The organism is Kosakonia sp. H7A, from assembly GCF_003028445.1.
GTDB classification, from domain to species: domain Bacteria; phylum Pseudomonadota; class Gammaproteobacteria; order Enterobacterales; family Enterobacteriaceae; genus Kosakonia; species Kosakonia radicincitans.
In genome coordinates, this window is record NZ_PYTZ01000009.1 from 26,486 (window position 1) to 39,511 (window position 13,026).

Below are 13,026 nucleotides of genomic sequence, written 5' to 3' on the forward strand. Positions count from 1 at the left end.
GGCGAAGCTGCCGTCCGGCAATTCACGCCGACCGAAAAACTAGCGATTGACTTTAAGCGGATTTTTTACCAGCGCTTCGGGCACCAGTAACGGGTTACGCGGGAAGGCATCGTTGGCCGTCAGCGCGCTGAAGGGCATCACGCCGTAATCCGGGCGATTAAGTTCATCTGTCGAAACTGCCGGATAACTCTGCGCCAGTTGCAGGGCTTTGGCGGCTACTTTCTCTTTTTCCAGCAGATAACCCACCAGGCTAATTTCGTACTTACGAATATTTTCCACATAAGCATAAGCTTCATGACCACGGGCGTAACCGTAAGTCAGCTTACTGTAATAAGGTTTCTGGCTCAGCAGCGGCAGCCGCTGTTTGACGTCGGCCCAGCTATCGGGATTGCCTTTGGTTTTCGCCGTCAGCGTGCGGGCATCAAGCATATGCGCGTAACCCATATTGTAGGCCGCCAGCGCAAACCAGATTTTCTCATCCTGCGGCACGCTATCCGGCACTTTGCTCATCATATCCAGCAGATAACGGGCGCCGCCGCTGATGCTTTGTTCAGCATCGGTACGATCGCTTAAGCCAAGGCTCTGCGCCGTGTTTTTGGTCAGCATCATCAGGCCACGCACGCCGGTGGGCGAGGTGGCCTGCGAATCCCAGTGCGACTCCTGGTAAGAAATGGCCGCCAGCAACCGCCAGTCGATCTCCTGCGCGTATTTTTCAAAGATCGGCTGAAGATCGGGCAATACGCTGTCCACTGCGCGCAGGAAAGTGCGCGTATCCACATAGTCAAAATCGTCGCCGTGGCCGAGGTATTTCTCTTCCAGCCGGGCGAGCGTGCCGTCTTCATTCATATTGTTGAAGAAGTCGAGCATCGCCGCTGACAGCGTATTATCGTCGTCACGCTTGCTGAACCAGGTCACCGGCTGTTCATCGGTGATATCCAGCGCGACGGCCAGTTCCGGATGAACGCGCTGGAACAGGCTGATTGCCACTGAATCGGCCACGGTATAACTCAGTTTGCCCTCGACAACCTGTTCTAACAGCGCTGTCGTGCCCAGTTTTTCGTCCACTTTCCAGCTTAAATCCGGGTACTTTTTCTCTTTAAGTTCGCGCAGATCATCCAGCGCAACGTGGCCGGGGGCGATGGTTAATTGATCGGCGGTGATCGATTGCAGAGAGCGCGGACGATAGCTGCCTACCCGATAAACCAGTTGCTGCGAAACCGAGTAGTAGACCGGACCGGTCTGGTAGTTTTTGATTCGTTCGCTGTTATAGACAAGGCCAGCAGCAAGCATATCGGCGTCATCATTATCGAGATCGTCGAAAAGCTGGCTGATGTTCTGCCGTACGGTCACTTTCAGTTTGACGCCGAGGTAATCGGCAAAATGCTGTGCCAGATCGTAATCCAGCCCGGAGGTTTTCCCGTCAATGACGGCATAGCTCAGCGGACTGGAAAGCGTACTGATGCGCAATTCCCCGCGTGCTTTGATCGCCGCGATGCGATTGTCGGCTTTACCGAACCAGGGAATGGAAGGCCACAGGGCCGCTGCCAGCAGCAGGGTGACAATGCCGATGAGCAGATAATTAATCTTAAATTTTTTCAATTAGTTAATTCTCTGCGCAGTGCTTTGCTTCAGAATATTTTTTACCGTGGTAACAACAGGGTTTGTCGGTGATTGAGCGGCATTTTGCGCAACAAAACGCCAGTTGGCAACTAATTAGAGCAGTCGGCGACAGCTATTGTTAAAAAATCAGACGTGGTTTATTTCGACGCAAACGGTTTCGTCGCCGCGCACTATTCTCTATAATGACGCCCGTTTTCCCCCTGGTGCACACTTAAAGCGTCCCTGACGCTTCGAAGACGAGAGACTTATGATGGAAATTCTGCGTGGTTCGCCTGCATTGTCCGCTTTCCGTATCAACAAACTGCTGGCGCGTTTTCAGGCGGCCAACCTCCCGGTCAGTAATATTTATGCCGAGTATGCCCACTTTGCCGATCTGAATGAGAGCCTTACTGACGAAGAGTACGCACGGCTCCAGCGCCTGCTGAAATACGGCCCGAGCCTTGGCAGCCATACGCTGACCGGAAAATTACTGCTCGTCACGCCTCGTCCTGGCACCATCTCTCCCTGGTCTTCCAAAGCGACCGATATCGCCCACAACTGCGGACTGAATAAAATCAATCGCCTTGAGCGCGGCGTGGCGTATTACGTTGACGCGGCGGGTCTGAGTGATGCCCAGTGGAATGAGGTCGCCGCCGAACTGCATGACCGCATGATGGAGAGTGTGTTCACCTCGCAGGCGGACGCTGCGCGTCTGTTTGAGCATCATCAACCGGCACCGGTGCAGAGCGTTGATCTGCTTGGCGAAGGCCGCCAGGCGCTGATCGACGCGAACCTGCGTCTTGGCCTGGCGCTGGCGGAAGACGAAATCGATTATTTGCAGGATGCGTTCACCCGTCTGGGGCGTAACCCGAACGACATCGAACTCTATATGTTTGCCCAGGCGAACTCCGAGCACTGCCGCCACAAAATTTTCAACGCCGACTGGGTGATTGATGGCAAGCAGCAGCCGAAGTCGCTGTTCAAAATGATTAAAAACACCTTCGAGCAAACCCCGGACTTCGTGCTGTCAGCCTACAAAGACAACGCGGCGGTCATGGAAGGTTCGGAAGTGGGGCGCTTCTTCGCCGATCGCGGGGAAGGCCGTTACGATTTCCATCAGGAACCGGCACATATCCTGATGAAAGTGGAAACCCATAACCACCCGACGGCGATTTCACCGTGGCCAGGGGCGGCGACCGGTTCCGGCGGCGAAATCCGCGATGAAGGTGCGACCGGTCGCGGCGCGAAACCGAAAGCCGGGCTGGTGGGCTTCTCCGTTTCCAACCTGCGCATCCCGGGCTTTGAACAGCCGTGGGAAGAGGATTTTGGTAAGCCGGAGCGTATCGTTACCGCGCTGGATATTATGACCGACGGCCCGCTGGGCGGCGCAGCGTTCAATAACGAATTTGGTCGTCCGGCGCTGAATGGTTACTTCCGTACTTATGAAGAGAAAGTAAACAGCCACAACGGCGAAGAGCTGCGCGGCTACCACAAACCGATCATGCTGGCAGGTGGGATCGGTAACATCCGCGCGGATCACGTACAGAAAGGCGAGATCACCGTTGGCGCGAAACTGATCGTGCTGGGTGGCCCGGCGATGAACATCGGTCTCGGCGGCGGCGCGGCGTCTTCTATGGCCTCCGGCCAGTCTGATGCGGATCTCGATTTTGCTTCCGTACAGCGTGACAACCCGGAGATGGAGCGTCGTTGCCAGGAAGTGATCGACCGCTGCTGGCAGCTGGGCGATGCCAACCCGATCCTCTTTATTCATGACGTGGGCGCGGGCGGTCTGTCGAACGCCATGCCGGAGCTGGTGAGCGATGGCGGTCGCGGTGGTCGTTTCGAACTGCGCGATATCCTCAGTGATGAGCCGGGCATGAGCCCGCTGGAAATCTGGTGTAACGAATCGCAGGAGCGCTATGTGCTGGCGGTTGCCGCCGATCAACTGGCGCTGTTTGACGAGCTTTGCCGCCGCGAACGCGCGCCGTACGCGGTAATCGGTGAAGCCACCGAAGCGCAGCACCTGACGCTGAATGACAAGCACTTTAACAACCAGCCGATCGACATGCCGCTGGATGTGCTGCTGGGTAAAACGCCGAAAATGACGCGTGACGTAGAAACCCGTCAGGCGACCGGCGATGCCTTCAATACGCAAAGCATCTCTGTGGCTGATGCGGTAAACCGCGTGCTGCATCTGCCGACCGTGGCGGAAAAAACCTTCCTCGTCACCATTGGCGACCGTACGGTGACCGGTATGGTTTCCCGCGATCAGATGGTTGGCCCGTGGCAGGTGCCGGTCGCTAACTGCGCGGTCACCACCGCCAGTCTTGACAGCTACTACGGCGAAGCGATGGCGCTGGGCGAACGTGCGCCGGTTGCGCTACTCGACTTTGCTGCTTCCGCTCGCCTGGCGGTGGGTGAAGCATTAACCAATATTGCGGCGACGCAGATTGGCGATATTAAACGTATCAAACTCTCCGCCAACTGGATGGCGGCAGCCGGTCACCCGGGTGAAGACGCGGGCCTGTATGCGGCGGTAAAAGCCGTTGGTGAAGAGCTTTGCCCGGCGCTGGGGCTGACCATTCCGGTGGGTAAAGACTCCATGTCGATGAAAACCCGCTGGCAGGAAGGCAGCGAGCAGCGCGAGATGACCTCGCCGTTGTCGCTGGTGATCACTGCCTTTGCCCGCGTGGAAGATGTGCGCCACACGGTGACGCCGCAGCTTTCAACGGAAGATAACGCCTTGCTGCTGATCGATCTCGGCAACGGCAACAACGCGCTGGGCGCGACGGCGCTGGCGCAGGTTTACCGTCAACTGGGCGACAAACCTGCGGATGTGCGTAACGTTGAGCAATTAAAAGGCTTCTATGATGCGATTCAGGCGCTGGTGGCCGATCGTAAATTGCTTGCTTATCACGACCGTTCCGATGGCGGTTTGCTGGTCACGCTGAGTGAAATGGCCTTTACCGGCCACTGCGGCGTGAATGCTGACATTGCGGCGCTGGGCAGCGATCGTCTGGCCGCGCTGTTTAACGAAGAGCTGGGCGCGGTGATTCAGGTACGTGCCGTCGATCGTGAGGCGGTGGAAAGCGTACTGGCGGCCTACGGTCTGGGTGACAATGTTCATTATCTCGGCCGTGCCGTTTCCGGTGACCGCTTTGTTATCGAGGCGAACGGCCAGCCGGTGTTCAGCGAAAGCCGAACCACGCTGCGTATGTGGTGGGCAGAAACCACCTGGCAGATGCAGCGCCTGCGCGACAACCCGGAATGTGCGGATCAGGAGCATGACGCGAAAGCGAATGACGCCGATCCGGGCCTGAACGTAAAACTGTCGTTCGATATCAATGCCGATATCGCTGCGCCGTTTATTGCCACCGGCGCGCGTCCGAAAGTGGCGGTGCTGCGTGAGCAGGGCGTTAACTCCCATGTGGAAATGGCGGCCGCTTTCCACCGTGCCGGGTTTGATGCTATCGACGTGCATATGAGCGATCTGCTGGCCGGGCGCAGTGGTCTGGAAAACTTCCACGCGCTGGTAGCGTGCGGTGGCTTCTCTTACGGTGACGTATTGGGCGCGGGCGAAGGCTGGGCGAAGTCGATTCTGTTCAACGACCGCGTACGCGATGAGTTTGAAACCTTCTTCCATCGTCCACAGACGCTGGCGCTGGGCGTATGTAACGGATGCCAGATGATGTCTAACCTGCGTGAGCTGATCCCGGGTAGCGAACTGTGGCCGCGCTTTGTGCGTAACCACTCCGATCGCTTTGAAGCGCGCTTCAGCCTGGTTGAAGTGACGCAAAGCCCGTCGCTGCTGCTGGCCGGCATGGTTGGTTCACAAATGCCGATCGCGGTTTCTCACGGTGAAGGTCGTGTCGAAGTGCGTGACGCGGCGCATCTGGCTCAGCTTGAGAGCAAAGGGCTGGTGGCGCTGCGTTATGTCGATAACTTCGGCAAAGTGACGGAAACCTACCCGGCTAACCCGAACGGTTCGCCGAACGGTATTACGGCGGTAACCAGCGAAAGCGGTCGCGTAACCATCATGATGCCGCACCCGGAGCGCGTGTTCCGTACGGTCTCCAACTCCTGGCACCCGGAAAACTGGGGCGAGGACAGCCCGTGGATGCGCATCTTCCGCAACGCCCGTAAACAACTGGGTTAATCGGCTGTTGCAGACAAGCCCTCTTCCTTCGGGAAGGGGGCTTTTTTTTGCCCGCTCAACTGTCGGTATTTCCCGACAACAGATATTCCTTACTGTCTCTAAAAGGAGACATTTAATCTATTGATTATTAATAAGTTATTTTTGGTGATGAATGGGTGTTGCTAATTAGCGACAGGTTGGTGAAATGATAAACATTTTTGTTTTACCGGCAGGTGATAAAAATTCATTAATAATCAATATATTAAAATAATGATTTATACATTGGCATAATACATGCATAATAACAGGCAGTGGCTCATTCACCTTCTTATGTCAGCCCCTTCGGGACGCGCTACATAAACTCAGAATGACGCACTTAAAGGTGCCTGCCGTCCAACTGCTGATCATTGCGTAGCTTTATCAGATATCGGGCGAAACGTCGAGTTAGGCACCGCCTAATTTTTAAACAGAGCCGGGTTAAAGCCCGGCTTTGTTGTTTCTGGCATTTACTAAATCAGTTAGCATTCCGGTATCTTTTTCTGTGAGAGTACTGCATTGAAACGCTGGCCTGTTTTTCCCCGCTCGCTGCGCCAACTGGTCATGATGGCGTTCCTGCTGATTTTATTACCGCTGCTGGTTCTGGCCTGGCAGGCGTGGCAAAGCCTGAACGCGCTTAGCGCACAGGCGCTGCAAACCAACCGCACCACGTTGATTGACGCACGTCGCAGCGAAGCGATGACCAATGCGGCGCTCGAAATGGAGCGCAGCTATCGCCAGTATTGCGTGCTGGATGATGCAACGCTGGCGCGGGTTTACCAGAATCAGCGTAAACGCTACAGCGAAATGCTTGATGCGCATGCTGGCGTGCTGCCGGATGACAAACTCTACCAGGCGTTACGTCAGGATCTCAGCGATCTTGCCCAGTTGCAGTGTAAAAACAGCGGCCCGTCGGCAGCGGCTTCCGCGCAGCTTGAAGCCTTTGCCGCCGCCAATACGGATATGGTGCAATCCACCCGCGCAGTGGTGTTCTCGCGCGGGCAGCAACTGCAACTGGAGATCGCTGAACGCGGGCAATTTTTCGGCTGGCAGGCGCTGGTGCTGTTCCTGGTAAGCCTTGGCCTGGTACTGTTGTTTACCCGCATGATCATCGGCCCGGTGAAGGGAATCGAACGCATGATCAACCGGCTGGGAGAAGGGCGATCTCTGGGCCATTCCGTGGTGTTTAAAGGGCCGCGTGAACTGCGTTATGTGGGCGAACGCATTATCTGGCTCAGCGAAAGGCTGGCCTGGCTGGAATCCCAGCGTCATCAATTTTTACGCCATCTCTCCCATGAACTTAAAACGCCGCTCGCCAGCATGCGCGAAGGGACGGAACTGCTTGCTGATGAAGTGGTTGGGCCGCTGACGGCAGAGCAGAAAGAGGTGGTGGAGATCCTCGATGCCAGCAGTCGCAATCTGCAAAAGCTGATTGAACAACTGCTCGATTACAACCGCAAACTGGCGGATGGCGCGGTCGAACTGGAACAGGTGGAGCTGGAACCGTTGATTGATATGGTGATCTCCGCTCACAGTTTGCCAGCGCGAGCTAAAATGATGCATACCGAGATCGCGCTGGATGCGGCAAGCTGCCTGGCCGAACCGATGCTGTTGATGAGCGTGCTGGATAATCTTTACTCCAACGCGGTGCACTATGGTGCTGAATCCGGTACCATTTATCTGCGCAGTTTTACAGCCGGTAACCGGCTTTGTATTGAGGTGGCAAATACCGGTACGCCGATCCCTGAAAGCGAACGAGAGATGATTTTTGAACCTTTCTTCCAGGGAAGCCACCAAAGGAAAGGGGCGGTGAAAGGAAGCGGGTTAGGGTTAAGTATCGCCAGAGATTGCCTCCGCCGTATGCAGGGTGAACTGCAGCTGGTGGCGGACGGCAAAGCCGATGTCTGTTTCCGTATTGAGTTACCGCTTAATACGCCGGAAAAATCCATTTAATGAATCTATATCTGGTGAGTATGTCGCATCTCTTTTCCCGCGTGGTTAACGCGGTTACACAGCAAAACGTCTGGCTTCGTGCGCTTCCCTGTCTGTTACTGGCGGGCTGCGTGGCGCAGAAGCCGCAAAGCGCTATTCATGACGACCAGGAAGTGAGACTCCCCGATCATCAACTGGCGGATTTTCTGGCAACGGACTGTGAGGATATCTGGTCGTTATCGGGACCGGACGTTGACAATAACCCACTCTACTGGCTGCGCAGTATGGATTGCGCCCAGCGTTTAGCGCCAGCGGCAGCGCGTGCAGAAGCGCGTTCATGGTCTGATGAAAGCTGGCAGGCCACTTTCCGACGCGGTATTTTGCTCTCCAGCGCGAAGATTTCGCCGCTGGAACGTCGGGAATATAACGACAAGCTGGACGCCTTAAGCCCGGTTATCCCGGCGCAGGTTCGTCCGATCTTCCAGCTCTGGCGCGACGGCGAAGCCTCGAAATTGCAGCTCGCCGATGAGCGCAGCCGCTACGGTAAACTTCAGCAATCCACCGACAGCGAGCTGGACAGCCTGCGACAGCAACAACAGTTCCTGCGCGAGCAACTGGAAACGACCACGCGCAAACTGGAAACCCTCACTGATATTGAGCGCCGCCTTTCCACGCGTAGCAAACCTGCTGCTACCGATCTGCCCGATAATGTTCACACGCCGAAAACGGATGCGACTCAGGAGGATGTGAAACCATGACCAGCCGTAAACCTGCCCACTTGTTGTTAGTGGATGACGATCCTGGATTGCTGAAACTGCTGGGGTTGCGCCTCACCAGCGAAGGCTACAGCGTTGTCACCGCAGAAAGCGGACAGGAAGGGTTGCGCATTCTCGCGAGGGAAAAGGTCGATTTAGTGATCAGCGATTTGCGCATGGATGAGATGGATGGCATGCAGCTTTTTGCTGAAATCCAGCGTGTGCAGCCGGGAATGCCGGTGATTATCCTGACGGCGCACGGTTCGATCCCTGATGCCGTGGCCGCCACCCAGCAGGGCGTTTTCAGTTTCCTGACCAAGCCGGTGGATAAAGATGCGCTGTATAAAGCCATCGATGATGCGCTGGAACATAGCGGTTCCGCCAGCGACGATCGGTGGCACGAAACCATTGTCACCCGCAGCCCGCTAATGCTGCGTCTGCTTGAGCAGGCGCGTATGGTGGCGCAATCGGATGTGAGCGTGCTGATTAACGGCCAGAGCGGAACCGGCAAAGAGGTGCTGGCGCAGGCGATCCACAATGCCAGCCCGCGTAGCAAAAGCGCGTTTATCGCCATTAACTGTGGCGCGCTGCCGGAGCAGTTGCTGGAGTCAGAGCTGTTTGGCCACGCGCGCGGCGCGTTCACCGGCGCGGTCAGTAGCCGTGAAGGTCTGTTCCAGGCCGCAGAGGGCGGTACGCTGTTTCTTGATGAGATTGGCGATATGCCGATCCCGTTACAGGTCAAGCTGTTACGTGTGTTGCAGGAGCGCAAAGTGCGTCCGCTCGGCAGCAACCGCGATATTGATATTAATGTACGCATTATTTCGGCGACGCACCGTGATTTGCCGAAAGCGATGGCGCGCGGTGAATTCCGCGAAGATCTCTACTATCGCCTGAATGTGGTGAGTCTTAAGCTGCCAGCGCTGGCCGAGCGTGCGGAAGATATTCCTCTACTGGCTAATCACCTGCTGCGCCAGGCAGCGGATCGGCATAAACCCTTTGTGCGCGCCTTTTCTACCGATGCGATGAAGCGCTTAATGACCGCCTCCTGGCCTGGTAACGTGCGCCAGTTGGTGAACGTGATTGAGCAATGCGTGGCGCTGACCTCATCGCCGGTGATCAGCGACGCGCTGGTCGAGCAGGCGCTGGAAGGTGAAAACACCGCGCTGCCGACCTTTGTTGAAGCGCGCAACCAGTTTGAACTCAACTACCTGCGCAAGCTGCTGCAAATCACCAAAGGTAATGTGACACATGCTGCCCGTATGGCGGGGCGCAACCGCACCGAATTCTACAAATTGCTCTCCCGGCATGAGCTGGACGCCAATGACTTTAAAGAGTAATGGCGAAATGATTATGCTACTGTGAGCAACCGATTACGATGCAGCAGACTGGTAAGAGCGTGTAAGGAAAGACCATGAAAAAAATTGATGCGATTATTAAACCTTTCAAACTGGATGATGTGCGCGAAGCGCTGGCGGAAGTCGGCATCACCGGGATGACGGTGACCGAAGTGAAAGGTTTTGGTCGTCAGAAAGGGCACACCGAACTTTATCGCGGCGCCGAGTATATGGTGGACTTTCTGCCAAAAGTGAAAATTGAAATCGTGGTGACTGACGATATCGTTGATACCTGTGTGGATACCATTATCCGCACGGCGCAAACCGGCAAAATCGGTGACGGTAAAATCTTTGTCTTTGACGTGGCGCGCGTGGTGCGCATCCGTACTGGCGAAGAAGACGACGCCGCGATTTGATGTTTCTCCCTCACCCCATGGGGTGAGGGAAACTGACTTACAACACCTTATGCGGGCCAAAGCATTCGTAGTGAATCTTCTCTTTGGCAATGCCGAGCGCCACAAGCTGTTGGGCGGCAAACTGCATAAACCCGACCGGGCCGCACAGATAAAATTGCATCTCCGGATCGCTAAATTTCCCTTCCAGCGCGCTTAAATCCATTAATCCTTCACTGTGAAAACGACCGCAATCGGCCGCCTGCGGCTGCTGATACCAGACATGCTGGTAGAAACCGTTGAGTGAAGCGCCAAGCTGGCTGACTTCATCAGCAAAAGCATGAACCTGACCATCAAGCGCGGCGTGGAACCAGTTAACCTGCGCACGATGCTGCGTTTTGGCCAGGTGATCCAGCATTGCCAGCATCGGTGTCTGGCCGACACCGGCAGAAATCAGCGTTACTGGCGTAGTGGCCGGAATAGCCATAAAGAAATCCCCGGCAGGCGCGGCCAGATGAACGATATCGCCCGGTTTGGCTTCGTCGTGCAGCCATTCGGAAACCTGACCGCCTGCTTCGCGTTTCACGGCGATGCGGTACGTTTTGCCATTCGGCTTGCGGGTCAGCGAATACTGACGAATCTCCTGGTGGGTAAAACCTTCCGGCTTCAGCCAGATGCCGAGATATTGCCCCGGCTGATAATCCGCAACCGGCAGACCATCGACAGGTTCAAATTCAAAACTGGTGATCAATGCGCTCTGCGAAATTTTCTCACGCAGACGGAAAGCGCGAGTGCCTTGCCAGCCGCCGGTTTTTTCGGCGTGCTCGCTGTAGATTTGCGCTTCGCGATTGATAAAGACGCCCGCCAGCACGCCGTAGGCTTTTCCCCAGGCATCCAGTACTTCCTGGCCCGGGCTGAACATCTCATCCAGCGTTGCCAGCAGATGCGCGCCAACGATGTTGTACTGCTCCGGCTGGATCTGGAAGCTGGTGTGTTTCTGGGCGATTTTTTCCACCGCAGGCAGCAGGGCGGCGAGATTATCAATATTGCTGGCATATGCGGCAATGGCATTAAACAGCGCTTCACGCTGATCGCCGTTGCGCTGGTTGCTCATATTGAAGATCTCTTTCAGCTCCGGATTATGCGTAAACATACGGTCATAAAAATGGGCAGTCAGTTTCGGGCCGGTCGCGGCCAGCAGGGGAAGGGTGGCTTTTACCGTTGCGATGGTTTGGGCGTCGAGCATGGGGACTTCCTTTTGGTTAATCTTTAAAATTGTATTTTAAATGCATCTTATAGCGCGGCGCACTGGCTTGTAAAGAGCCGACAATGTAAAGGGATTTGAACGTGAATAACTTGCATCACAAACCTGAAAAGAAATCCGTTTTCTCGCCGGATGGCGTTATCGCTCAAACCCTTGTCTGGTGCGGAGCCAAACGTTTGCGTAAAAACCTTTGTCAAGACCTGTTATCGGGTTATTAATCAGTTATACTGTGAGCCGTTCCCCAAATTGGGCCTTCGAAAAGAGTTGTTTTGTTAGCTGAGTCAGGAGATGCGGATGTTAAAGCGTGAAATGAACATTGCCGATTATGATGCCGAATTGTGGCAGGCTATGGAGCAAGAAAAAGTACGTCAGGAAGAGCACATTGAACTAATCGCCTCCGAAAACTACACCAGCCCGCGTGTGATGCAGGCTCAGGGTTCTCAGCTGACGAACAAATATGCTGAAGGCTATCCAGGCAAGCGCTACTACGGCGGTTGCGAATATGTGGATATCGTTGAGCAACTGGCTATCGATCGTGCAAAAGAGCTGTTTGGCGCCGATTACGCTAACGTGCAGCCGCACTCCGGTTCGCAGGCGAACTTCGCGGTTTACACCTCTCTGCTGGAGCCGGGCGACACCGTGCTGGGTATGAACCTGGCGCACGGCGGCCACCTGACTCACGGCTCTCCGGTGAACTTCTCCGGCAAGCTGTACAACATCGTACCTTACGGCATCGATGAAACTGGCCATATCGATTACAACGATCTGAATGAACAAGCGCAGAAGCACAAACCGAAAATGATCATCGGCGGCTTCTCTGCTTACTCCGGCGTGGTTGACTGGGCGAAAATGCGTGAAATTGCCGACAGCATCGGCGCTTACCTGTTCGTCGATATGGCGCACGTTGCTGGCCTGGTCGCCGCAGGCGTTTATCCGAACCCGGTTCCTCATGCACACGTTGTGACTACCACCACGCACAAAACCCTGGCGGGTCCGCGCGGCGGCCTGATCCTGGCGAAAGGCGGTAGCGAAGAGCTGTACAAAAAACTGAACTCCGCCGTCTTCCCTGGCGGCCAGGGCGGCCCGCTGATGCACGTGATCGCCGGTAAAGCGGTGGCGCTGAAAGAAGCGATGGAGCCAGAGTTCAAAGCCTACCAGCAGCAGGTCGCGAAAAACGCCAAAGCGATGGTTGAAGTGTTCCTGAGCCGCGGTTACAAAGTGGTTTCCGGCGGTACGGACAACCACCTGTTCCTGCTGGATCTGGTAGACAAAAACCTGACCGGTAAAGAAGCAGACGCTGCACTGGGTCGTGCGAACATCACCGTTAACAAAAACAGCGTGCCGAACGATCCGAAGAGCCCGTTCGTTACTTCCGGTATCCGTATCGGCAGCCCGGCAGTCACTCGTCGCGGCTTCAAAGAAGCGGAAGTGAAAGAGCTGGCTGGCTGGATGTGTGACGTGCTGGACAGCATCAATGACGAAGCGGTTATTGAGCGCACCAAACAGAAAGTGCTGGATATCTGCGCACGCTTCCCGGTTTACGCGTAAGCATTAGATCTGAAAGCAAAAAGGCCGCATT

General features: G+C 55.5%; 8 protein-coding genes. 6 read left to right on the forward strand and 2 right to left on the reverse strand.

Translation table 11 applies throughout. The features are described 5' to 3' along the window. Positions 1-39: 39 nt before the first annotated feature. Positions 40-1,599, reverse strand: a complete 1,560-nt coding sequence (mltF, locus tag CWM66_RS22915; protein WP_071921194.1) for a membrane-bound lytic murein transglycosylase MltF — start codon at positions 1,597-1,599, stop codon at positions 40-42. 268 nt (positions 1,600-1,867) lie between these two features. Here mltF and purL point away from each other — a divergent pair, with 268 nt between their 5' ends. From purL to glnB, 5 genes are all read left to right on the forward strand, one after another. Next, positions 1,868-5,755: a phosphoribosylformylglycinamidine synthase gene (gene purL, locus CWM66_RS22925; protein WP_107147335.1), complete on the forward strand. Its 3,888-nt coding sequence runs from the start codon at positions 1,868-1,870 to the stop codon at positions 5,753-5,755. Positions 5,756-6,289: 534 nt separating this feature from the next. Then, the gene (qseE, locus tag CWM66_RS22930; protein ID WP_007370788.1) at positions 6,290-7,723 is read left to right on the forward strand and encodes a two component system sensor histidine kinase QseE/GlrK; all 1,434 of its coding nucleotides are present in this window, start codon (positions 6,290-6,292) and stop codon (positions 7,721-7,723) included. Further along, the gene (gene qseG, locus CWM66_RS22935; protein ID WP_071921192.1) at positions 7,723-8,460 is read left to right on the forward strand and encodes a two-component system QseEF-associated lipoprotein QseG; all 738 of its coding nucleotides are present in this window, start codon (positions 7,723-7,725) and stop codon (positions 8,458-8,460) included. The genes qseE and qseG overlap by 1 nt, the downstream gene beginning before the upstream one ends. Next, positions 8,457-9,794 carry a two-component system response regulator GlrR gene (glrR, locus tag CWM66_RS22940; RefSeq protein ID WP_007370790.1) on the forward strand — a complete coding sequence of 446 codons (1,338 nt, stop codon included), beginning with the start codon at positions 8,457-8,459 and terminating at the stop codon, positions 9,792-9,794. Before qseG ends, glrR begins: the two co-directional genes overlap by 4 nt. A 74-nt stretch (positions 9,795-9,868) precedes the next feature. Further along, positions 9,869-10,207, forward strand: a complete 339-nt coding sequence (glnB, locus tag CWM66_RS22945) for a nitrogen regulatory protein P-II (protein ID WP_002438074.1) — start codon at positions 9,869-9,871, stop codon at positions 10,205-10,207. A gap of 37 nt (positions 10,208-10,244) precedes the next feature. On the opposite strand, the gene hmpA is transcribed toward glnB, so the two are convergent. Beyond that, on the reverse strand, positions 10,245-11,429 hold the full coding sequence (hmpA, locus tag CWM66_RS22950) for an NO-inducible flavohemoprotein (protein ID WP_035888203.1): 1,185 nt from the start codon (positions 11,427-11,429) through the stop codon (positions 10,245-10,247). 312 nt (positions 11,430-11,741) lie between these two features. Here hmpA and glyA point away from each other — a divergent pair, with 312 nt between their 5' ends. Continuing rightward, positions 11,742-12,995 carry a serine hydroxymethyltransferase gene (gene glyA, locus CWM66_RS22960; RefSeq protein WP_007370793.1) on the forward strand — a complete coding sequence of 418 codons (1,254 nt, stop codon included), beginning with the start codon at positions 11,742-11,744 and terminating at the stop codon, positions 12,993-12,995. The last annotated feature ends 31 nt before the right edge of the window (positions 12,996-13,026 follow it).

Bases quoted from the DNA above. Each gene is read 5' to 3' on its own strand.
- purL (WP_107147335.1), top strand. From the start codon at position 1,868: ATGATGGAAATTCTGCGTGGTTCGCCTGCATTGTCCGCTTTCCGTATC.
- qseG (WP_071921192.1), top strand. From the start codon at position 7,723: ATGAATCTATATCTGGTGAGTATGTCGCATCTCTTTTCCCGCGTGGTT.
- glrR (WP_007370790.1), top strand. From the start codon at position 8,457: ATGACCAGCCGTAAACCTGCCCACTTGTTGTTAGTGGATGACGATCCT.
- glnB (WP_002438074.1), top strand. From the start codon at position 9,869: ATGAAAAAAATTGATGCGATTATTAAACCTTTCAAACTGGATGATGTG.
- hmpA (WP_035888203.1), bottom strand. From the start codon at position 11,429: ATGCTCGACGCCCAAACCATCGCAACGGTAAAAGCCACCCTTCCCCTG.
- glyA (WP_007370793.1), top strand. From the start codon at position 11,742: ATGTTAAAGCGTGAAATGAACATTGCCGATTATGATGCCGAATTGTGG.